This window comes from Chitinophaga costaii (genome assembly GCF_900094705.1).
GTDB classification, from domain to species: domain Bacteria; phylum Bacteroidota; class Bacteroidia; order Chitinophagales; family Chitinophagaceae; genus Chitinophaga; species Chitinophaga costaii.
On sequence record NZ_FMAR01000001.1, the window covers coordinates 556889 to 577236 of the forward strand.

Annotated in this window: 19 protein-coding genes; 4 read left to right on the top strand and 15 right to left on the bottom strand. The window is 48.5% G+C overall.

Annotated features, from left to right (window positions below; translation table 11 throughout):
* Positions 1-211 precede the first annotated feature (211 nt).
* Both glmM and GA0116948_RS02045 read left to right on the top strand, forming a co-directional pair.
* Complete coding sequence (gene glmM, locus GA0116948_RS02040) at positions 212-1591, top strand: phosphoglucosamine mutase (RefSeq protein ID WP_089708500.1); 1380 nt, start codon at positions 212-214, stop codon at positions 1589-1591.
* 161 nt (positions 1592-1752) lie between these two features.
* Positions 1753-2880 (top strand): cysteine desulfurase family protein, encoded by a 1128-nt coding sequence (locus GA0116948_RS02045; RefSeq protein WP_089708502.1) that lies wholly within the window; start codon positions 1753-1755, stop codon positions 2878-2880.
* A 72-nt stretch (positions 2881-2952) separates the two neighbouring features.
* Here the strand turns inward: GA0116948_RS02045 and GA0116948_RS02050 are convergent, their stop codons facing one another.
* The 5 genes from GA0116948_RS02050 to GA0116948_RS02070 all read right to left on the bottom strand — a co-directional run bounded on the left by GA0116948_RS02050 (position 2953) and on the right by GA0116948_RS02070 (position 7225).
* Positions 2953-3669 carry a hypothetical protein gene (locus tag GA0116948_RS02050; protein ID WP_089708504.1) on the bottom strand — a complete coding sequence of 239 codons (717 nt, stop codon included), beginning with the start codon at positions 3667-3669 and terminating at the stop codon, positions 2953-2955.
* A gap of 94 nt (positions 3670-3763) precedes the next feature.
* Positions 3764-4474: a LytR/AlgR family response regulator transcription factor gene (locus GA0116948_RS02055; protein ID WP_089708506.1), complete on the bottom strand. Its 711-nt coding sequence runs from the start codon at positions 4472-4474 to the stop codon at positions 3764-3766.
* Entirely contained in the window at positions 4449-5708 is a 1260-nt protein-coding gene (locus GA0116948_RS02060) for a sensor histidine kinase (RefSeq protein WP_089708508.1), read from the bottom strand. The genes GA0116948_RS02055 and GA0116948_RS02060 overlap by 26 nt, the downstream gene beginning before the upstream one ends.
* Positions 5709-5833: 125 nt before the next feature.
* Complete coding sequence (locus GA0116948_RS02065) at positions 5834-6184, bottom strand: DUF4907 domain-containing protein (protein ID WP_089708510.1); 351 nt, start codon at positions 6182-6184, stop codon at positions 5834-5836.
* A 6-nt stretch (positions 6185-6190) separates the two neighbouring features.
* Positions 6191-7225: a Kelch repeat-containing protein gene (locus GA0116948_RS02070; RefSeq protein WP_089708512.1), complete on the bottom strand. Its 1035-nt coding sequence runs from the start codon at positions 7223-7225 to the stop codon at positions 6191-6193.
* Positions 7226-7561: 336 nt separating this feature from the next.
* Here GA0116948_RS02070 and GA0116948_RS02080 point away from each other — a divergent pair, with 336 nt between their 5' ends.
* Both GA0116948_RS02080 and GA0116948_RS02085 read left to right on the top strand, forming a co-directional pair.
* Positions 7562-8878: a DUF4270 family protein gene (locus tag GA0116948_RS02080; RefSeq protein ID WP_165798316.1), complete on the top strand. Its 1317-nt coding sequence runs from the start codon at positions 7562-7564 to the stop codon at positions 8876-8878.
* Positions 8879-8899: 21 nt separating this feature from the next.
* Positions 8900-10147 (top strand): hypothetical protein, encoded by a 1248-nt coding sequence (locus GA0116948_RS02085; protein WP_089708519.1) that lies wholly within the window; start codon positions 8900-8902, stop codon positions 10145-10147.
* Between the two features lie 86 nt (positions 10148-10233).
* Here the strand turns inward: GA0116948_RS02085 and GA0116948_RS02090 are convergent, their stop codons facing one another.
* The 10 genes from GA0116948_RS02090 to trpA all read right to left on the bottom strand — a co-directional run bounded on the left by GA0116948_RS02090 (position 10234) and on the right by trpA (position 20277).
* Positions 10234-11628, bottom strand: a complete 1395-nt coding sequence (locus tag GA0116948_RS02090; protein ID WP_089708929.1) for a GH1 family beta-glucosidase — start codon at positions 11626-11628, stop codon at positions 10234-10236.
* Between the two features lie 258 nt (positions 11629-11886).
* On the bottom strand, positions 11887-13263 hold the full coding sequence (locus tag GA0116948_RS21550; protein WP_165798317.1) for a M56 family metallopeptidase: 1377 nt from the start codon (positions 13261-13263) through the stop codon (positions 11887-11889).
* Between the two features lie 11 nt (positions 13264-13274).
* Positions 13275-13631 carry a BlaI/MecI/CopY family transcriptional regulator gene (locus GA0116948_RS02100; RefSeq protein ID WP_089708524.1) on the bottom strand — a complete coding sequence of 119 codons (357 nt, stop codon included), beginning with the start codon at positions 13629-13631 and terminating at the stop codon, positions 13275-13277.
* Between the two features lie 211 nt (positions 13632-13842).
* A complete protein-coding gene (locus GA0116948_RS02105; protein ID WP_089708526.1) occupies positions 13843-15003 on the bottom strand; it encodes a TlpA disulfide reductase family protein in 1161 nt (386 codons plus the stop codon).
* A gap of 173 nt (positions 15004-15176) precedes the next feature.
* On the bottom strand, positions 15177-16265 hold the full coding sequence (locus GA0116948_RS02110; protein WP_240619114.1) for a TlpA disulfide reductase family protein: 1089 nt from the start codon (positions 16263-16265) through the stop codon (positions 15177-15179).
* A gap of 67 nt (positions 16266-16332) precedes the next feature.
* Positions 16333-16932, bottom strand: coding sequence for a bifunctional phosphoribosyl-AMP cyclohydrolase/phosphoribosyl-ATP diphosphatase HisIE (gene hisIE / locus GA0116948_RS02115; RefSeq protein WP_089708528.1), 600 nt, complete (start codon positions 16930-16932; stop codon positions 16333-16335).
* Positions 16933-16962: 30 nt separating this feature from the next.
* Positions 16963-17718: an imidazole glycerol phosphate synthase subunit HisF gene (gene hisF, locus GA0116948_RS02120; protein WP_089708530.1), complete on the bottom strand. Its 756-nt coding sequence runs from the start codon at positions 17716-17718 to the stop codon at positions 16963-16965.
* Between the two features lie 6 nt (positions 17719-17724).
* Entirely contained in the window at positions 17725-18900 is a 1176-nt protein-coding gene (hisA, locus tag GA0116948_RS02125; RefSeq protein ID WP_089708532.1) for a 1-(5-phosphoribosyl)-5-[(5-phosphoribosylamino)methylideneamino]imidazole-4-carboxamide isomerase, read from the bottom strand.
* 6 nt (positions 18901-18906) lie between these two features.
* Positions 18907-19500: an imidazole glycerol phosphate synthase subunit HisH gene (gene hisH / locus GA0116948_RS02130; protein WP_089708534.1), complete on the bottom strand. Its 594-nt coding sequence runs from the start codon at positions 19498-19500 to the stop codon at positions 18907-18909.
* Positions 19501-19503: 3 nt separating this feature from the next.
* On the bottom strand, positions 19504-20277 hold the full coding sequence (gene trpA, locus GA0116948_RS02135) for a tryptophan synthase subunit alpha (protein ID WP_089708932.1): 774 nt from the start codon (positions 20275-20277) through the stop codon (positions 19504-19506).
* Between the last annotated feature and the right edge of the window lie 71 nt (positions 20278-20348).

A 20348-nucleotide genomic window follows, 5' to 3' on the forward strand; every position in this document is an offset into this window, starting at 1 on the left:
GTACCGGGATAAGCCGGGCGCTCATTTTCCGCAACCGTTTGCCTTATTCACATATATAAATAAATCATATATAAAATATAGTACTATTCATTGCATTTTCCCTGCCTTCCTCTTAACAATTTATCCCTGCATCTATACGTTGTAGCCCTTACAATAAATACCAGGCATCCATAGAACTTATTATCTTCGCAGTCCTTTAAAATTCAAAAACTTGGCACTCATCAAATCAATTTCCGGAATCCGTGGTACCATCGGCGGCAAACCGGGCGAAGGCTTATCACCACTGGATGTAGTAAAATTTACCGCTGCTTATGGCACCTGGCTGCTGCGCCAGCAGCCCACCAGTAAAAAGATCGTGATTGGCCGCGACGGCCGTATATCGGGCGAGATGGTGAAAAACCTCGTAGTAGCCACCCTTAATGGTTTGGGCCTGGACGTGGTAGACCTGGACCTCTCCACCACGCCCACGGTAGAAATAGCCGTGAAAGGAGAACAGGCTGCCGGCGGCATTATCCTCACCGCCAGCCACAACCCCAAAGAATGGAACGCCTTGAAGCTGCTGAATGCCGAAGGAGAATTTATTTCCGGCGCAGACGGCGCCGCCCTGCTGGAAATAGCCGCCAGCGAAGACTTTAACTTTGCCGACGTGACTAAATTGGGCAGTTATACCCGCAACGACACCTACCTGCAAAAGCATATAGCAGCCGTACTAGCCTACCCCCTCACCGATGTGGAGGCCATTAAAGCCCGCAAGTTTAAAGTGATACTGGACGCCGTGAATTCTACCGGTGCCATTTACGTACCGGCCCTGCTGCAAGCCCTGGGCGTGGAAGTGGAAGTGCTGTTTGGCGAAGTGAATGGGCGTTTTAGCCACAACCCCGAACCCCTGCCGGAAAACCTCACCGCCCTCTCCAACGCCGTGAATAAAACACAGGCCGACCTGGGCATCGCAGTAGATCCGGATGTAGACCGCCTTTGCTTTGTATGCGAAGACGGCAGCATGTTTGGCGAAGAATATACCCTGGTGGCCGTGGCCGACTATGTACTGGGCAAGCGCAAAGGCAATACTGTGAGCAACCTCTCCTCTACCCGCGCCCTGAAAGACGTGACCCTGCGCCATGGTGGCGAATATTTTCCCGCAGCCGTAGGAGAAGTGAATGTGGTGAATAAAATGAAGGAAGTACAGGCGGTCATTGGCGGCGAAGGCAATGGCGGTATTATTGTACCCGACCTGCACTATGGCCGCGACGCCCTCATCGGCATTGCCCTCTTCCTAAGCCACCTGGCCCAGACCAAAAAGAGTATTAGCACCCTGCGCCGTACCTATCCCGACTACTTTATGTCTAAGAATAAAATAGAACTAGATAAAAGCGTAGACGTAGCCGCCATCTTTGAAGAGATTAAAGGTAAATACAAAAACCAGCCGCAAAACACGGTGGATGGCCTGAAAATAGAATTTGACACCGACTGGGTACACCTGCGTACGTCTAATACGGAGCCGATTATCCGCATCTATGCCGAAAGCCAGAATGATACCACGGCCGCTAATATTGCCCGCAAGATCATGCAAGACATCAAGGAACTGCTGTAAAAAAATTGCTTCCCGAAAGGATAGTAGGTAAAGATTTTACACCTGCGGTACGAAGGAGCCGTTCGCATCCGGTTAAAGTTTGTAATTTTGTTGCTGTTACAACAACAATATTTACCAACCAGGCCAGCTAACAGCTCCCTTTTTTTAGAACAAAGACCGCCATGAAGAGAATTTATTTCGACAATGCTGCTACCACATCATTAGACCAGGAGGTGCTGGATGAAATGTTACCCTACCTGACGGAGAAATTCGGCAATCCTTCCTCCATCTATTCCTATGGCCGCGAGTCCCGCCTGGGCATAGAAAACGCCCGTAAATCGGTAGCTAAAATATTGGGCGCTAACCCCGGGGAGATTTTCTTTACCTCCGGTGGCACCGAAAGTACCAATACTGCCATCCTGGCCGCCATCCGCGACCTGGGCTGCCGCCACATTATTTCCTCCCCCATTGAACACCACGCCACCCTGCACACAGTAGAGTACTTCCACAAAGCAGAAGGCATCCGCCTGAGTCATGTGAAACTGCTGCCCAACGGTCATGTAGACCTGGAAGACCTGCGCCAGCTACTGGCCAGCGCCCCTGAGAAAACCCTGGTGACACTCATGCACGCCAATAACGAAATTGGCAACCTGCTGGATATGCAGGCAGTGGGCAACTTATGCAAAGAATTTGACGCTATTTTCCATTCAGATACAGTGCAAACCGTGGGACATTATCCCTTTGACCTACGCCATACCCATGTACATTTTATTAACGGAGCCGGTCATAAATTCCATGGCCCTAAAGGCGTGGGCATTTTGTACATCAACGAAAACCTGAAGATCACCCCCTTTATCCAGGGCGGCTCACAGGAGCGCAACATGCGCGCCGGTACGGAAAACCTGTACGGCATCGTAGGTTTTGCCAAGGCGCTGGAACTGGCCACCAAGGAGCATGAGGCACATAGCAACCATATTAACGCCGTACGTATGTACATGGCAGAACAACTGCAAAAACAGATACCCGGCGTTACTTTCAACGGCGACCTGTTTGGCAGAAGCCTTTACACCGTACTCAATGCTTCTTTCCCTAAAACGGAGAAAAGTGAAATGATCCTGTTTAACATGGACATTGCCGGCATCTGCGTGTCTGGCGGCTCAGCGTGTACCTCCGGTGCCGACATCGGATCGCACGTGATCGGCGCCATAAATCCAGACCCCAACCGCGTAGCAGTACGCTTCTCTTTCTCTAAATACAATACCAAGGAGGAAGTAGACGAAGTGATCGCCAAGTTGAAAGAACTATTGTAAAAGACTGGATAGGTCGTTGCAACCTGGGAAAAGTCCCATCTTTATTTTCTGTACTGTAGCATATGCGTTCGTTTACATACTTGTTGCGTATACCTTACGGGTGGTTTGCCAGTCTTCTACGCCAAACATTTTATCGCCTACTACCGGCACATTTTTAATGGCGCCATCACTTCCTACTTCTATTTGCAATACCTCGTTGAACAAGGCTTCAAATACGCTGCAAGGCCCATCGTTGCCGGTGAGGGATATGCCCTCTACCACCTGGCTCCAGATCTGGAAAGGCAGCAAGCGGTGATCAGGAAAACGTTTTTTAATCAGGGTCAGCAAGGCATTAGCCTGTTCTTCATACTGGTTTTCCGGGGAGATGGTAAGCAGGTTGTAGGTAAAATAGGCTTCCCCGTTTACCATCACTGCGCTTTGATCAATGCCGGCAATGACGTAAAAAGGACCCAGCAAACTGGTAAAAAAACACAGTAACTTGCGGCGTTCAAAATCCTGCCCCTTTACCTCCTCCATCACAATGGCGGCACCGTAGCCAGGATCGTCGGGGTAGGTTACATCCTCCACTGGCAAACCCAGGCTGGCAGATACTTCCTTCTGAAAGGGCATCCAGGTTTCCTTGTAAAATCCGTTATTGAATTTACGGGATACTGCCGCCTTTAATTTCAGGGTGGCAATATGTTCCTCATACCGTTTCCATTCACTGGCAGCTATGTCTATAGGGTAATAATACCGCAGCGCGCGGGATACCAGAGAAAAGTCGTAGCGTGCGTCGTTGTAATGTAACATAACAAAGCAAATGTGTGTGTTGCGTAAAAAAGATACGTTGCCTGCCGGCGGGTGGTGTACCTGCCGTCATAAAGTAATTGCCTGACTGATTTGCTTAGCTGTTGCGGCTTATGAGTTCGTAAAAACGATCGCGATACCCTTCACTGATGGGAATGGGCTGGTTGGCGATCATCACGGTGTTGCGTTCCACCGAATTTATTTTATCGAGTGATACAAGGTAAGAGCGGTGTACCCTAATAAATTTCTCCTGTGGCAATTTGGTTTCAAATGACTTGAGGCTGCGTAAGGTGAGCACCGGCTGATTTTGAGTATAAATTTTCGTATAGTCTTTAAGCGCTTCGATGAACAATATATCTTCCAGATTGATTTTAATGATCTTGTATTCTGTTTTGATAAAAATATAGTCGTTAAGTTTTCCGCTATCCGCTGCCGCAGGTTGTTTTTCTTTGGACAAATATTCCTGCACCTTGGTAACCGATTTCATGAAACGTTCAAAAGAGATCGGTTTCAGCAGATAATCGATGACATCCAGATTGTAGCCGTCCAGGGCATACTGTTCGTAGGCACTGGTGAAAATGATGAGTGGCGGGTTTTTCAGGGATTTCACCAATTGAATACCGTCGATATCAGGCATTTTGATATCGAGCAGGATGAGGTCTACCCGTTCTTCCTGCTGCAAAAATTTGAGGGCGTCTGCTGCCCGTGTAAATTTTTGCACCAGCTGAAGTGCGGAAGACTTCTTGGCGTAATCCTCGATTATTTCCAACGCGAGTGGCTCATCATCCACCGCTATACATCGTATCATGTTTCAACACAATTTTAAGATCTATGATGAATTTATCTTCCTGCTCTCCTACGTACAATTGATGGGCGCCGGTGTAGCCGAGTTCCAGGCGTTTTACCACATTGGCCAGGCCAATGCCGCCGCGCTCTGCCACGCGTTGCTTAAATAAACTATTACTTACCTGCAAATGCATTTCATCGCCCAGAATGTTGAGGTTGATGGCGATAAAAGAAGGCTCGGCATAGCTGATTCCATGTTTGAAAGCATTTTCTACGAAAGGTATCAGCATCATTGGTTCTATGAGCAATCCTTCCGGGTCGCCCTCTACCTGGTAATCTATACGGATATCGCGCAGCAAGCGCAGTTTCTGTATTTCGATATAGTTGTCCAGGTACTGCATTTCATTGATCAGCGGCACCCGGTTTTCGTTAGAGAGGTAAATCACGTACCGCATAATACCGGAGAGCTTCAGGATGGCGTCTTCTGTTTGCTCCGATTTTTTATGGGCCAGCGAGTAAATCGTATTCAGGGTATTGAACAAAAAATGCGGGTTGATCTGTGATTTCAGGAAGCGCAGCTCCGCATTTAGCTGGGCCACTTTAAGGGCTTCGTTTTGTTTTTCGGTATTGAACCACTCTATGGCAATCTTGATAAAGCCGCTCATGAACAGCATGAGCAGGGCAAACAGGCCGGATTTGCGGAGCACTTCCACCAGGAAAACATTGCCGGAGAAGAAGTGCCGCTGCTCGCTGCTAACGTTGGTGGCCACACTTTCCCGCAGGCTGCGCTCCACAAAGGAGGGCGGTGCGTAAAAACTGTCGCCTACCAGGGATTGGGGGATGGCCGGTTGTGCATCGCCATACAGCAAGAACGGGCTATGCAACCCGGAAGTTACACCTGCCGCAGCATGGTCGTACGTCATGCCGAGCAAGCGGGGCTTGTTGGTCACATTCTTAAAAAAAATATATTCCACGACGGCCTGCTGCACAATGATCACCCCCACCATGAGCAGCACCATCCCGATATAACGGGGCAGGTGTTTGCGGGCCAGGAACCTGGGAATAAATACGTAAATATTGAGGTAAAAAAGGCCGATGAGGAACAGGGCGTTAATTAATTCCTTGAAGAAGAAGGAAGAATCCTGCACCTGAATACGGTAAATGAAAAAAGGAAAAAAGAAAAAACAAGCCCAGGCCGCTATTTGCAGCAAAACAACGACGATCCGGTTTTGGATGATGAGCTTATAGTTGACCATGGGCGGTAATCGCCCAAACTTACGCCATTCGTGGAAACAGATTTGTTAAAGTTCCCTAAAAGCAACTTAAACATATGTTAAAATGATTCCTATATGTGGGCTGGGGAGGCCAATGGGATTGAGTTTCAGGGATGTTGTATGCCCAGGGAGTCCAGGTCTTTAATACTAATGGCTGGCAATTGGTGCGGGGTCTGAACTAGATGGCGGGCAATCCAGTCGCCCGTCTTTTGAGCGTCTGATTGACTGGAAAATGGTATTCTGGCATTAATGGCAGGAATATAACGTTGATTTACAACAGTGTCGTTGTCTATCTTAATGTAGTATCCGTAGTTAGCTGCATTGTCAGGCCATTGATAAGCAATAGCTGATACCCGGTGTCGACGTTGCCGCTCAGCAGCGTGCCTGCTTTTCCGGATCAATACGAAGATCAGAATAAGCAGGCTGCCAGCTAAGAGTATCCAATTAGTTCTTGTCATGAAAACTTAGTCGTTCGCAACCATGGTCTCGTTGGGAGAGAAATAGTACATGTCGGTATACAGGGATGTAGCGGAAGTAGATGAACCACCTCCAGCTATATAACCTTTTCCATTCAGCGTAAAGCCGAATGCGCCATATCTTGGAGAACCTTCGAAGTCTGTTTTCTGTGTCCAGGTGTCATTGGTTGGCTCGTATTCCCAGGTGGTAACCGTGTTACCGCCATTCTGTCCCACCGTAACGTAACCCTTGTTTCCAATGATAAAGGCGGAGCCAAAAGAACGAACTATGTTAGTGTATTTATCGTCGTAAGAATCGGTGCTGGAATTAGTGATATCGCGCAGCTTATGCCAACCGTTTACGCCAGCAGCAATGCTATCCGGGTTCATTACATAAAAGTCTGTTACATTACCGTTATTGCTAATGCCAGTTACAAAGTAGGCTTTGTTGTTCATCACGAACACGGTAGCTCCGTAACGGGGATCGCCGTTGTATTCGCCTCTTTCTTTTTTCCAGGTATTGGTAGTGGCGTCCAGAGAATAAAAATCTTTAGTAGCCGCCGGGGTAGAGTCTTGACCGCTAGTCAGATAACCCACATTGCCTATACCAAAGCCAGTTGCAAAGCGGCGTTGGGTAGCCGGTAAGTCTGGAATTGCACTCCAAGAACCCTGGACAGGATCATATTGAAAAAAATCTTTATAATAATGATACCCATCATAACCAGTACCTACGTAACCTTTTCCGCCAGCGCCAAAAGCAGCTGCACCCCAGCGGGGTACTCCCGGAAAATCAGCGATCTGTTGCCAGGTGTGGTATTTGGAATCGTATGACCAGAAACCTACAGTGCCGTTATTGCCATCGAAGCCTGTGCCATAGTAAGCAGTATCGCCTACCACGAAACCTACTGACTGTATCCTGCCACTTTGAAGTGAGCCCACTGTACCGTCTTTGTGCCAGTTGCCCAATTTATCATTATCATCACTTCTGGAGCAGGCCACTGCCGCCAGCAACAACACGAGCCAAGAACCTTTTAATAACCGCATAGCTGAATTTTAATTGTATTTTTTAGGTGTTCAAAATTATTGGAGCTTACATTAGCCTTCACGCGGAAATAGATGTAAGCTTTCATTTCCGCGGTGAAATTACGTTTTTTATCTTCCAATACTAATATTTTTGCCGCCTCTGACCCTCTCATAATGCAAATTTTAAAAGATACACTATTATTATTCATCGATAAAATACCGTAATTCGCATAATAAAAAGCAGAAGGGTATATATCCTTATTGAAATTGCGCTCCATGAATTTTGTCAAGTACCGTTCATTCGAAGGCAGGCGGTTTTACAACACCTGCATGTTTATTATGTGTCTTTTGCCAGTAATGGCAATGGTTTCGTGCGATAAAACCGGTTTTCAATACGACGGATTGATAGACCCGGATCACCAGACAAATTATACTCTGGCCGATTCGCTCACCGCCTCCATGCGAACTTTTCAATTGGATTCGGTCATAACCTCCGGTTCCGCTACCATTCTGACCGGTGAATACACCGACCCGTCTTTTGGTACGCTGACCGCCGGTTCTTACTTTCATTTGCAGACTCCGGCTACTACCTCACTCCAGATAGACCAGAACGTTATATACGATTCTACTGAATTTGTGCTTAAACCTAATAAATACTATTATGGGGACAGTATGAGTTTGCAAACTATTAATGTACACAAGCTCAAGCAGAAAATCCTACTGCCAACCACGCAAACGTCTCTTTACAATAACGAAACGTGGCCTTACGATCCTACGCCAATAGGCAGCTGGACCGGTACCATCCGTCCCAACATCGACTCCTTTATACATATACGGCTACCGGATGCCATTGGCCGGGACTTCTTGGATCAAGCGCGCCGCCATACCGTGGCTCTCACCAGCCAGGCAGACTTCCTAAATTATTTTGGAGGCATTTCCATTCAAACTAAAAGCGGCAATGGTCAGCAGGTGATTATGGGCTTTAAAGGTCAAGATACCTCCGTTTACCTGCGTGTACACTATCACCTTTCCGATGTACTTTCTACACCTCAGGCCTTGACCTTCCAGATTACGGACAATAACCTGCAATTCAATTCATTCAAATCTAACCGTTCCGGTACCCCCCTCGCCGCTTTCGATGCAATACCCACGCCAGGATACGGACGTTATAAAAGTATTACTACGGACTCCACTGGCCATGTTGCTTACATACAGGCAAGTACAGGACTGGTGGCCCGCTTGGATTTCCCCACCCTGGGAGGATTGCTCAATTATGGTAAATTCACCAAAGTGTTAAAAGCCGTATTGATACTACGCCCCGAAAATTCTACCTACCGCGACCTAACCCTACCTCCCAAGTTAGCGCTGTGTGAGGTAGATAAATATAACAATGTATTGGACACCCTGAGTGCCACAACCGGCGGTACTATGTATGGCAACCTGGTGATCGACAAACTGATGAACGAACAAACCGCGTACACGTACGATATTAGTAGTTACATCAATAGCCAGATCAGCATAATTGGTACGGATGAAGTGCATGGTATCATGATCATGCCAAACATAGGCGATTTTCGCTCCCGTACTGACCGCATCCTGCTTACCGATGGCAAACACAGCACCAGCGAAACAAACAGATTAACAATACAGGTATATTACCTGACATACCAATAATAAAAGGCAGTAATCCGAGATATGAATATTAAAAAGATCATCAGCGTCAGCGCAGGTTCCGTGTTATTGCTGTTCTCTAAACAGGCAATTGCACAACATGGACAGAACTCACTGTACTCCGCTTTTGCGATTGGCGACCTGGACGAACATGATTACAGCCGTAACTTTGGTTTGGGCAGTGCGGGCATGGCCCGCAAGTCCGTGGGATTTCTCAACGAGCTGAACCCCGCCTCTTATTCCGGTATACCCACGCAGAACTTTATATTGGAAGGCGCCTTAAATTTTAAACTGGTAGGTTATAAAGGCAATGAAATAAACCAAACGGGCGGCGATTTCGCTTTCCGCCGGGTAGCCTTGGGTTTCAATATTATGCCAGGCCGCTGGGGTGCCAGCATTGGTTTTCAACCCTATAGTTCAATTGATTATAAATTATTGGAAACTAAATATATTACAGGTACTTCCACTCCCCTGAACGCTTCTGTAGAAGGTTCCGGCGGGCTAAACCGTGTGTATTTCTCTAACGGGGTACGGGTTACCAAAAACCTGTCGCTGGGCCTATCCTCCGCTTTCCTCTTCGGTCCTATCAATTCCAAGGAAACTTTCGAGGATAATATTACCAACGGCTCTATCTACACGCAGCGCAGCGCTTATGGTTTTAATGCCAACTTCACACTGGGCGCACAATACCATGCTCCCCTGGCTGGTAAATGGGCACTGGACCTGGGTGCCACCTACCGCTTCAAGACTTCGCTGCACATGAAGCCTAAGATCAATATCAATAATTCTTCCGATGAGTCGCTCTTTGAAGACGATCTGGCCAATACTAATTTTAACTTGCCGGAAGCTTACGGAGGTGGTTTCTCCCTGACCAATAACAGGCTGACCATCGTAGGCGACTACCGCCACGAAGCCTGGGACGGGCTGAATAAACCCACTACTTATCAACTGAAAAACAGCGACCGTATTGCTGGCGGCATTGAATATTCCCTTTCCAAAGCTTATTATAATGGGCAGTTGGAAGGAAAGTTGCTGCAACTGGGCGCCAGCCATAACAAAAGCTATTTGAACATCGATGGCAAATCCATCATGGACAACGCTGTAACGGTGGGTATTTCCATCCCGCAGGGTTATGTGCTGCGTTATTCCCTGGGCCTGGAGATAGGCCGCCGGGGTACCATGTCTTCCGGGCTAGTACAGGAAACGTATGTGAATGCGGTGTTCCATCTCACGTTCCGCGATATCTGGTTCGTGAAGCGGAAAGAATATTAATTGTGTGAATGTAATCAATATAAGAAACGAGAAGGCTGCCTGTAAGGGCGGCTTTTTTTGTGGGTAACCCCCATCCTATAAATCTCTTATTGCGATAATCCGGTTGCGCCATCTCCCGCCATTGCCCCACCCTGCAAAAATTGCCGGAACCATTTCCCCGATGCCTTTACAGTACGTTGCTGGGTTTCAAAATCTACGTGTACCAGGCCAAAACGGGCCCGGTAGCCTTCTGTCCATTCAAAATTATCCAGGAGTGTCCATACGAAGAAGCCTTCTACCGGCATACCATCCCGCCGGGCCTGTAATACGGCGCCCAGGTATTCCTGGAAATAATCAATGCGCTGCTGATCAAATACGTCGCCGCCGGCTATCCTGTCTGGAAAAGCCGCTCCACCTTCTGTTATGATAATTTTTTTTACGCCTTTATACGCGGAGAATTGGTGCAGGATATCATACAAGCCTTTACTGCTAATCTCCCAACCCAGACCTGTAAGCGGCACCTGGCGGCTGGAAGCTTTCACCTCCGACAGTTGCAGGTTGGGCATAAAGGCATTGTAACGTACGGTGAGCGGAAAATAATATTGAAGACCAATATAATCGAAATTAAAGGCCAGCTTGTCCCAATCCCGCCAAAGGGCGTAGCGGCGTTCTATGCGTTGTAACATCGGAAAAGCATCTACCGGGTAGCCCAGGCCCAGCGCAGGCTCTATGAAAAGGCGGTTAAAGAGTGCATCGGCCCTTGCAGCGGCCTGTATATCCTGTTCGTTTTGGGTATAAGGCACCATATGAGAGCAGGAATAAGTAGTGCCTATTACCGCATCCTTCACCATTTCCCTTAGCACCTGCCCACCTGCTGCCTGTGCCAGCGCCGCGTGGTGTACGGCGGGCAAGAAGTAAGACAGGCCAAACTTGCCCGGTGCATGTACCCCTAGCATATAACCCAAAGAAGTAAAACCAAAGGGTTCGTTAAGTACGATCCAGTTTTTCACCTTATCCCCATATTCCCGGGCGCAAACGCGCACAAATTCTTCAAAGGCGAACACCGTACCCCGGTGTACCCATCCGCCCTTTTGTTCCAGGGCATGGGGAAGGTCCCAGTGGTAAAGGGTTACGTAAGGGATTAGGCCCGCCTGTAAGCAGGTGTCTATTACGCGATGATAAAAGGCTATGCCGCTGTTGTTAATAGCACCCGTGCCGCCGGGAATAAGCCGGGGCCAGGAAATAGAGAAACGGAAAATGGAAAAGCCCAGCTGCCGGGCCAGGAAAATGTCTGTGGTATACCGGTTGTAGAAATCGGTGGCCGTCTGCGCATGGCTGCGGTCTTTGATTTTGCCTTTTTGTGTGCTGAATACGTCCCAGATGGATTTGCCCTTGCCGTCGACCAAGGCAGCACCCTCGTTCTGGAATGCGGAAATAGCCACGCCCCATTTAAAATTATCGCCAAAATCCTGGCGGGTAAAGTGCTGCGGGAATTGATGCATGTAACGGGTATATGAACAGCATACGACTGCCATCACCCTGCAGTTTACATTAGTTTGATCGGAAAAGGGTATTATATTTTTGTTAATCCCGGCAAGAGGAGTTGTTGTATAGGTTTTAAATAGCGGTGTTAAAACATGGTGTATTATCGCAAAAAAACATTAACAAGCAGGGCTTCGGGTGAAAAGCAGCGTGCCGGTGCACCAAGCTGCCGGCACGCTACTAGTGTTAAAGACCTGCTTACCTCAAGCCAGGTAATTTTAATGCTTGGTCGTAACTTCCACTACGCCATTGGCAGCAGCCGAGCCGTAAGCGGCTACAGCGCTGGAATTTTTCAGTACGTTGATGGAGGCTATCGTATTGGGGTTTATTGCATTAAACACCTGCCCGGACACAATTTTGCCATCGATAATGTAAAGCGGCTCTCCACTGATGGAGTGATTTATTAATTTAATATTAACGGTATCGTGACCATTTTTATTGAAAGTTTCCGTTGTTGCGGAGGGCGCACTTTTAAAGTAGATGGTATCAGGTTTTAATTGATGTGTGGAGGTGGAGGTGGTGGTGTGGCCACTAAACACAGTAACGCTGGCACCTTTTACCGTGATCGTGTCTTTCGGATGACTTCCATCCCGCACGAAGGTAAATTTATGCTTATTATCGGGCTTAGTGGTATCTGCAGCCCGCAGGGTGGTGGCTGGTGTGGGGGCAGCAAGGGCAGGTGCAGCACGCTGCAGCACCGGCGCGGCAAAGCGTACTATTTTTTCTTTTACGAACGTGGATGCGCGGCTGGCATTCAGTGTCAGGGCCAGTATTACTGCGGCCATCACCGGAACGGTATAACGCAGCACCTGGTATTGCGGGGAACGTTGTTTGTTCATCATTTTGATCCTGTTTTTTAAAGATGAGAAATTGAAATTATTAGCGATGGCCGTCGCTTGTGGGATCCCATTTACTGCTAAAAGACTGAATTGATATTGTTGCGGGTTCATGCCCTCGCGTATTAAGGTGCGGTCGGTAATGAACTCAAGATTTTCACGGATGGCGTGTTGCAGGAACCAGGCAGCAGGATTAAACCAGGCGAATATTTGCACCAATGCTCCTACCATTATATCCAGGGTATGTAACTGGCACACATGCACCGCTTCATGGCGCAGGATGCCGGGCAGCAACTGCGGGGCATGCAGGTCTGGATTGAGGTATATATTTCGAAAGAAAGAAAAAGGACTTACCTGTTTTTGCAACGCATGCACCTGGTAACCCATGATATCTATGAGCCGTGCACTGTGGTGCAGGCGGCGCAGCGAAAGAAGCTGTAGTAAAAAACGTACTATCATTACCGTTATACCGGCCCAGAAAACAAATTCAGCGATCTGCCAGACCAGCGGTGTGGTAGGCTTTGGGGCCGGCAGGCTGGGCAAATAATAAATAACGACCTGATGAAGCTCGGCATGCCGTGCCAGCAGTTCGTCTACCGGCACCAGTGGCAGCAGCTGCGCACACAAGGCGCCACCAAGCAGGAACCAGCGGTTGCCCATTACAAAGGTGAGGCGGCGCAGCAGCAGGTAATACAGGCAGCAGAACAGCCCCAGTGAAATATTGGCTTTAAACAGATAAAGTAGTAATGTGGGTACCATGGCCATGGTTTTTATTTTTTTTCAATAAGCCGGAGAATTTCCTTCAACTCTTTCGGACTGATCTTGTTTTCCTTTGCGAAAAAAGTAACCAGCGATGCATAAGAGTTTTCAAAGTAGTCCTTTACAAAACCATTCATGAATTTCTGCTTGTAATTGGCTTCAGTAATGCGCGGCGTGTATTCGTACACGTTACCTACCTTGCGGCTGTCGAGAAATCCCTTTTTTTCCAGGTTCTTAATGGTAGAGGCCAGCGTGGTGTATGGTGGCACGGGCGCTGCATGCGCCTCTACAAAATCTTTGATGAAGCCCTGGCCTATTTTCCAAACGGCCTGCATGGCCGCTTCTTCCTGCTGGGTAAGTTTTTCCATGTTGTAATTAATTCACTTCAACAATATTACGATAAGTTCGTAGAACTACGAAATTATCGTAGATTTTTTTTTCGAGGGCGGTAAAAGGGTATTTCCTGGGTATACCGTGCCGGCTTCGCTTAAAGAAATGATGGCAATAATGGGGCATAAAAAAACGTCCCGGAGGCGGGACGTTCTTATGCTAAAACATTTATGTAGTGGTGATCAATTATTATTTGCTGGCAAATGCTTCTTCCAGTTTTTTGTCCAGCGCGTCGCCACGCAGGTTTTTGCCGATGATTTTTCCCTGGGGGTCCAACAGCACATTCTGTGGAATGGCGCGGATGCCGTATTGTTCAGCCACGGCGTTTTTCCAGCCTTTCAGGTCAGATACATGTGTCCATAGCAAGCCGTCTTTTGCAATCGCTTCTTCCCATTTTTCTTTATTATCGTCCAGTGATACGCTGAGGACGGTAAAGCCTTTATCCTTATAGGTGTTATACGCTTTCACCACATTTGGGTTCTCCGCACGGCAGGGGCCGCACCAGCTAGCCCAGAAGTCTACCAAAACATACTTACCCTTAAAATCTTCCAGGCTCACCGACTTGCCGGTGGTATCTGCCTGGGAGAAGGTGAGCGCCTGTTGGCCAACAGCAGTTTTTTGGGCTACGGTAAGGCGTTGGGCAAATTCCTTTCCGGCGGGAGTAGCTTTCACAGCAGGACTGATCTTGGCAAACACGGGTTCTACTTCGGCCACATTTATGTCGTAGCCAGCATAATTATTCAGCACATACATGGCAATGGGAGATGCAGGATGAGCCTTTAGGAAATCGGCGTAGATAGTTTTTTCGCTGGCTTCCAGTTCTTCGAACTTAGGTTCCAGTGCTTTCATAGCAGCGGTATCTTTATTATTATACAATTCGCGGTACTGCTTCTGCAATACTTCCGACTGGGCCATGATATCTTTCAGGCTGTTATTCAGCCCCTCGAAGTCTACCTGCGCCTTGGAGCCGGTTACCGTGGCCTTGCTGATAGAATCTTTGGTGGTGACCTTGGTAGTACCTTTATCCACAAAAATTGCCAGTCGGTCTCGCTTATATGGATTTAAAGGGTCTGGCGGCGTATTGGCTTGTGGTTTAAAAAGGAGGGTGGCTTGAGTAGGTTCTGAAACGCTGCCTTTAAAAGTGAAATGACCTTGCAGTACTTCAGTGCTGTCGATGATGTTTTGACCACCGGTGCGCATCATGAAGAAAGCTTTGAGGGGATTTTTTTGATCTGTTACCGTGCCTTCGATCAGGAAAGGCTGTCCGGTGTTGGTTGGTTTGGCTGGTTTAGCCTGCGCCAAAAGTGTGATCGGGCTCAAAAGCACAGCGGCTAAGGTTAATTTGTTCATTTATTTGGTAATTAAGATTTGCTAGGCTACAAATGTGCCGAAAGACAGTGTGAATGGCAATTGGATTATGATAAACGGTGAGGGCTTGGGCAGGATATGGGGGGCGGTATTGACTTGCGGCAAACGCCCCCTGCCTGGGAAGGGCCGTAATCCAACATTTTTACAAAGGTTGGTTATTGGATAAGCAACTCTTCCAGTTTGGCATTCAGCGCTTCTCCCCGCAGGTTGCGCGCCACTATTTTTCCGTCGGGCCCAATCAGCATATTGGCGGGGATAGATTGAATACCGTATTGCACGGCCACCGCATTAGACCAGCCTTTCAGGTCGGACACCTGGGTCCAGGTCAGTCCGTCGTGGGCGATGGCTTTGGTCCAGGGCGTTTTATCTTTGTCTAAAGAAATGCCGAGTACGGTGAAATTTTTGTCTTTGTATTTTTGATAAGCCGCCACCACATTGGGATTTTCCTGGCGGCAGGGGCCGCACCAACTGGCCCAGAAGTCTACCAGCACATATTTGCCACGGAAAGATTTCAGGGATACTGGCTTTCCATTTACATCATTTTGGGTGAAGTCTTCGGCCTCCACATTAATGCCGTTCAGGCGGGCGGCTTGCAGATATTGGCTAATGGCCTCTCCGTACTTAGAGGACTGGATGGGCTTATCCAGCGAAGTAAATAATTGCTCCATCTGCTGTGGGTCTACCCGGTTGCGCAGTTCGTTCAGCATGAGCCATATGCTGGCTATATTATGCGGGTGTTGCTGCACAAATGCCACCCCGGTTTTGGTAACCTGGTTGCCGAAGGAGACTGCTTTTTTGCGAAAGGCGTTTTTGGCGGCCTCATCTTCGCCATTGATAGTATGGGCTTCGGCATTGAGTGCCTGGGCTTGGGCAATCAGGGGCTGAAAGGCTTGCTGGTAGGCCTGCATGGCCCTTGCATCCTCATCGCCTTTAAAAGACTGCGCTACGGGGAAGGTAGCGGCATCGCTGGTTACCTGAATATTTTCTTTGCCGCTGGTAAACAGCATGGGCTGATCATTACCTTGCAGGATAAGGGCAAATACAGCCTTGCCTGCACTTTTTACTTTCAGGGAAAAAGCCTCGTCTGCTTTGAGCAGCAGGCTGTCTTCTGCACGATTGTCATTATCGTCGTAGAGGTAAATAATTTTACCATTTCCTCCTTTTATTTTACCGCTAATAGTTTGCTGGCAAAAGGCGGCGCTACTGCACCATAAACCGGCTGCCAGGAACACAATTTTTTTCATGCGCAAAATTTCCTTTAGGCGGCAATATAACAAATAAAGCACATGCGAACTTTGCCGCTCCTGTAGTTTAGGCTTTCTTTTGCCGTCCTTCCAGCACTTTCATGATGTCGGACAATTGGTATCCTTTGGCGTTCAGTAGAATGAGGTAATGAAACAGCAGGTCTGCACCTTCGTTGAGGAAGAGTGTTTCATCATTGTCTTTGGCTTCTATGACCAGTTCCACGGCTTCCTCCCCTACTTTCTGGGCAATTTTGTTAATCCCTTTGGCAAACAGGCTGGCGGTGTAAGAACGCTCCGTGGGATGGTTGCGGCGGTCTGCAATGGTGCGTTCCAGTTGGTACAGGAAGTTGTCGTTCACATTATCCTCGTTCCAGCAGGTGCCGCTGCCGGTGTGGCATACAGGGCCTACGGGGTGTACGCGGATCAGCAGGGTATCATTATCGCAATCTACTTTTATATCTTCCAGCAGCAGGAAGTGGCCGCTTTCTTCCCCTTTGGTCCAGAGGCGTTGTTTGCTGCGACTATAGAAAGTAACTTTTTTTTCGGCCTGTGTTTTATCCAGGGCGGCCTGGTTCATATAGCCGAGCATCAGCACTTTTTGGGTGTTGGCATCCTGTATGATGGCCGGTACAAGACCGTCTGGCGATTTTTGAAAATTGATGTCCATTGATTGGAATGTTGTTACGCTGTTGAAATTTTAAAAGCGGACGTTTACGCCCTTGTCGTATAAATAGTTTTTAAGATCGGGAATGGCAATCTCGTTGTAGTGGAAAATGCTGGCGGCGAGGGCGGCATCTGCCTGGGCTACTTCAAATACTTCCTCGAAATGCGCCATGGTACCGGCGCCTCCGCTGGCGATCACCGGCACATTCAGGTGTTGGGAAAGCAGGGCGGTGATGTCCAGCGCAAAGCCTTGTTTGGTACCATCGTTGTTCATGGAGGTGAGCAGTATTTCGCCTACGCCCCGGTCTACCGCTTCCTTGGCCCAGTCGAAGGTGCGTTTTGCTGTTTTCACCCGGCCTCCGTTCAGGTATACGTACCAATCGCTCTCCTCGAACTTGGTATCGATGGCCAATACCACGCACTGGCTGCCAAACTCGCGGGACAACTCATTGAGCAGTTCCGGGCGTTTAAAAGCAGAGGTATTCACCGAAATCTTGTCGGCCCCGGATTGCAGTAATACCTGCACATCTTCTACCGATGCAATGCCTCCCCCTACGGTGAAAGGGATGTTAACCTCCCGGGCAATGCGGGTCACCAGTTCGGCTAATGTTTTTCTTCGTTCATTCGTAGCCGTTATATCCAGAAATACCAGTTCATCTGCACCCTGGCGGGCGTACATCGCTCCCAGTTCTATAGGATCGCCAGCGTCGCGGATATTTTCAAAGTTCACTCCTTTCACCGTGCGCCCGTCTTTAATGTCGAGGCAGGGAATAATGCGTTTGGTCAGCATAAATATTTATTTGTATATGCGTTGTACGGTTTCATTCCGGCGAACAAATGTTTTTAATTCTTCCATGGTAATGCGGCCTTCATAAATGGCCTTGCCCACGATCACAGCGTTACAACCTATTTGCTGGAGGTCGTAGATATCTTTCATACCTGCCACACCGCCGCTGGCAATGAAATACAGGTGTGGGAAGGCTTCCAGCAGGCGTTTGTACAGGTCTATGGAAGGCCCTTGCAGCAAGCCGTCTTTGGCCACGTCGGTGCAAAATACCTGCTGCACCCCTGCGGCGGTGCGGGCGGTCAGGAAATCGAAGATGGTCACTTCAGTAGTTTCCAGCCAGCCAGCTACGGCCATCTGCTCTCCTTTTACATCTGCGCCCAGCATGATCTTTTGTGGGCCATATTGTTTTATCCATCCATCAAACAGTGCGGGTTCCTTTACGGCCACACTGCCTACGGTGGCCATGGCGGCCCCGCTTTCGAAGATGATGTTTATATCTTTGTCTGTTTTTACGCCACCGCCAAAATCTATGACCAGCCTGGTTTTGCCGGCAATGGTTTCCAGCACTTTCCAGTTTACCACCTGTCCTTTTTTGGCGCCATCCAGGTCTACCAGGTGAAGGCGGCGTATGCCCAGGTCTTCAAAATACAAGGCTACTTCCAGCGGGTTTTCATTATACACTTTCTGTTGTGCATAATCTCCTTGTGTAAGGCGCACGCATTTGCCATCGATCAGGTCTATAGCAGGAATAATTTCAAAAGGCGAAGATGGTGTATCCAGCGGTAATTCCATTCTGCAAAAAATGAGGTGTTCTCTTTCAAAATAATCGCCGGCCTGTACAAAACCCAGGGGCGTATAAAAACTTTGTGCGGTATTGCGCGCATGGCACCAGAGCAGTGTTACGCCCTGGGCCTGAGCCACCCGGGCCATGTGGCGCAGCAGCAGCTTGCCATACCCCTTGCCCTGCTTGTCTGGCGCGGTGGCCAGTTTTCGAAACTGGGCTGAGGCGCCGTTGATGAACAATGACCCTACTGCTACCAGGCGGTTGGCTTCAAACACGCCATAGTGCAGGCCTCTCCCGTCATTTTCTACCAGCACTTCGTGCAGGTCTTTATGCGGATATAAAACGTCGCGGCGTAAGGGCAGGGTATCCGTTACCGTTATCTCCCTGATGGTTGCAGACATGGCCTTTTATAGTTTCAAAAAATTTTCTATGATGCGCTGTCCGTGTTCCGCCGATTTTTCGGGGTGGAACTGCACGGCGTAAAAATTATCTTTTTGCAGGGCAGCGCTATAATTAATCACATAGTTGGTAGTAGCCACCGTATGCGGGCTTAACGCTGCATAATAACTATGCACGAAATATACGTAGGTGTTTTCCGGTACATGCTCAAACAAGGTGCTGTACAGGCCCGTGATATTGTTCCAGCCGATCTGTGGTATTTTCAGACCGTTAGGTACTGGTGATTGGAATTTTTTCACTTCCACATCAAAAATGCCGAGGCAGGTGGCATTGTTTTCTTCGGAGTGTTTGCAAAGCAATTGCATGCCCAGGCAAATACCCAATACCGGCTGTTGGAGGTGGGTGATTACCTGGTCTAGCTTGCGTTCGCGCAGGTATTGCATGGCGGTACTGGCCTCTCCTACGCCGGGAAATATCACCTTATCGGCAGACTGGATCTGCTCCGGGTTGTCTGTAACGATGCCTTTCACCCCCAGTCTTTCCAATGCAAACTGTACGGAGCGGATGTTGCCGGCATTGTATTTAATGATTACTGTTTTCATGTGTTATGCGATGATACCCTGTATGAAAGATTTGACGGTGGCTGGCAAAGCGTCGTTGGCGTTTGCGATGGCTTTAATGAAAGCCGTACCGATAATGGCGCCGTTGCTGTAGGTGCAAGCCGTTGTAAAAGTACCTTTATCTTTAATGCCAAAGCCGATCAGTACCGGGTTTTTCAGGTGTAAAGCCTGTAATTTCCGGAAGTAGGCGGTTTGGTCGCCCATGTCTTTATCCTTGCCGGTAGTGGAGGAAGAAGACACAGCATACAGGAAACCCTTGCTGGCGGCATCCAGGCGGCGCAGCCGGGCTTCGCTGGTTTCGGGTGTTACCAGGAAGATCAGGTACAGGCCGTATTTTTCAAAAATGGCCTGGTATTCCTTTTCATACTCGGGCAGGGGCAGTTCCGGCAGGATAAGGCCATCTACGCCCACGGCGGCGCATTGGCGGCAGAAATTTTCCACCCCCATTTGCAGGATGGGATTCAGGTAGCCCATCAGGATCACAGGAAGCTGTATGCTGCTACGAAAATCCTTTAATTGTTCAAAAAGCCGGGCCAGCGTCATGCCATTTTTCAATGCCTGGGTGCTGCTATCCTGGATCACTGGACCATCGGCCAGGGGATCGGAAAAGGGCATGCCCAGCTCAATAAGGTCTGCACCCGCACTTTGCAAGGCCTGCATCACGGGCAGGGTACTTTCCAATGTGGGAAACCCTGCCGTGCAGTACACATTCAGTACGTTTTGCTTTTTCTGAGCGAATAACTGGTCTATTCTGTTCATAGCCATATGATGTTATGTACAAGGTGCAATGTGTTTAAATGATGGTGGGCATCTTTTGCCAGCATTGTGTT